Here is a 2,615-nt window from a genome sequence, read left to right on the forward strand (position 1 = left end):
GGATACAGTAACCATTATTTGGGAAATAAAGTAAATAAGATTTAGATAGCTGTATGCAGCAGTCGATGAATTTTTGCTTCACGTAGATAATTGGGCTGTTGCGATAGTTGGCCTAGCAGCTCCAATCAGTTTCCTAGTTTTCCAAGCAATTTCGCGGTTTGTGGGTAATTTCCGGATTTGCCAAGTAGCATAGTAATAGATTTTTTCGTTTTCACACACATCAGAAATTTTTACGGTATTAGCACCAAGGCGGTTTATGCACATGCAAAGTATTCTCAGACCCAAAATTACTCGCACCTTATTCGTAGTATTTATTGCAGCGGTGCTGGCAAGCGTTTTATCGTTGCCGGCAGGTGTGAATGTGGCGGTAGCAGCGCCAGCTAATGGCATACCCAGCACTAAGGCATTTACCGTCACTAAAAAAGCGGAGAATGCGAATACTGAAACAGTTCTCGGTGAATACGATACCTTCTTTGAGACTATCGAGAATATGGATATTAACGATGCAGCGAGTCTGTACACCGTCTATGTAAACAAAGATACGGTTATTCCGTCTACGGAGAAGCTGCATGGACGCAGCAATAATAAAATCAGATTGACCTCCGGAAAAGGCGGGCCTTATACCTTGGAGAGAAGAGGCCCGAAGGATTTGATTAGCCTTATGGATAACTCTGAGTTAATGATCGATAACATCACGCTCGACGGCCATGGAGAGAGCAGATGTTTTTCTGTGCTTAGGGGAGCTAAGGCAAGCATAGGAAAAGGAGCCACTATCCAAAACTTTACGGATGTGCCGGGTTATGATGGCCCTGCTATATACGTAAATGATGGGGGAATGCTCACTATCGAAGCCGGTGCAGTCATAAAGAATAATACTTCTACAAAACAGCAAGGCGGAGCTATCCAGGCCCGGCAAGATGCCACTCTCATTATTAACGGCGGCCTTTTTGAAAATAATATTGCTACCTCCTCTCAGGGCGGAGCCATCGCAGCTTACGGCAAATTAAAAATTACGGGTGGCACCTTTAAAGGAAATAAAGCAAAAAAAGTCGGTGGAGCAATTATTCTGGGCAAGACGCATCCTGCCACCATTGAAAATGCCACATTTGCCGAAAATCAAGCGAGCACGGGCGGCGCAATTTATTCTTCACAAGAAATTACGCTGAAAAATACTACGTTTAGCCAGAATCTAGCTAATTGGGGTGGAGCAATATATAGCGTAAAACCGCTTCGTATTAATGGCTCTACTTTTAGCCAAAATGTAGCTAATAGCGCTGGCGGGGCGCTCTATCTCAATAGAGATGCAGGAAGCGTAGCTATTACTGATTCTAAATTCTTGAAGAATTCAGCAGCTAATGGTGGGGCAATTTATACGTATAAATTTGATAATGCGGACCCCGTGGCAAATGTGGATGCATATAAAAACATAAGTACGGATACGCGAACGCTCTTCCAAGGTAATACCGCGAAGGATGGTGCCTATACGCCGCCCGAAAATTTTGCCGATTACACTGAGCTTTTATTTAGTAGTGATTCGGATGTGGCGCAAAAGAGCGTCTATCGGAAGAGTTTGCTCAATAATAGCGATATAAACTATCAAAATACGCATTTCTACGTAAAATTTATAAATGACGGCAGTTTGTATGCGGCGACTAAAGTAGAACCAGGTAAGTCAATTAGTGGTGATGCTTTAGTAGAGGAAAAGATGCCGCAGAATCCCACTAAAGATGGATATACCTTCAAAGAGTGGAATACGCAGGCTGACGGCAATGGGAGCGCCTTTACCGAAAAAACAGTTGTAAATTCTGATATGACGGTGTATGCGATCTATACGAAGAATCCTGTGCCGCCGGCACCGCCGAAAAAACCGGCGCAGAGTTTGCCTCAGACTGGAGGATCTAACTCTTTCGGCATATTGCTTGCGGCCTTAGGGTTCTCGATTTCCGGATTTGCCGTGCTGCGCAAGCAAGGAACGCTGAAACGAAATAAATAATATCTGCAGATAGGGTTCAAAATATCTGCCGGTAGGGTGTAAAGCCTAGTCACTTAAGGGCGGCCGCAGCTAATAAATAGTTACGGCCGCCCTTTCGTCAGATAAAAATAAGAGTGTAGGTAATTATTCGCGAGAATTTTTTCGTGCTTTTACCTGCAGTTTTCTGGCGTTGCTCGCAGGTCAATTCTCGTTGCGCTTTAATTGCTTTTTATTTCGAGGCAATCGAACACATTAGCGGTATTCTGGCTGCAGCAGTCTTTGTAATAGCTGCAATAATCACAATAGGAGGTAGTGGCCATGCTAAATGAAAATATTAGAATGATTCGAACGGCAAAGGGGCTTTCACAAGCGGAACTTGCCGCCAAACTCTATGTGGTGCGGCAAACCGTCTCTAAGTGGGAAAAAGGGCTCTCTGTGCCCGATTCTAAAATGCTGCTCGCACTATCCGAAGCCTTGGAAACGCCGGTGGCTACACTGCTGGGAGAAACTATCTCGATGCCAGCAGCCAGTGATTTACAGGTAATCGCACAAAAATTAGAAGTGATAAATCTCCAGCTCGCCAAAAGGCAGGAAGAAAAGCGAAAGGTGGCGCACGGGTGCTTTATCGCGCTGGCGGTGATTA

General features: G+C 44.6%; 2 protein-coding genes. Both read left to right on the forward strand.

The window, feature by feature from the left end:
- Positions 1-256: 256 nt before the first annotated feature.
- Positions 257-1,993 carry an InlB B-repeat-containing protein gene (locus tag Q0X35_RS06430; RefSeq protein WP_297566669.1) on the forward strand — a complete coding sequence of 579 codons (1,737 nt, stop codon included), beginning with the start codon at positions 257-259 and terminating at the stop codon, positions 1,991-1,993.
- 297 nt (positions 1,994-2,290) lie between these two features.
- The coding region (locus Q0X35_RS06435) for a helix-turn-helix domain-containing protein (RefSeq protein WP_297566671.1) at positions 2,291-2,615 on the forward strand (325 nt) is incomplete at its 3' end.

Source organism: uncultured Arcanobacterium sp. (genome assembly GCF_947253055.1).
Lineage (GTDB): Bacteria > Actinomycetota > Actinomycetes > Actinomycetales > Actinomycetaceae > Arcanobacterium_A.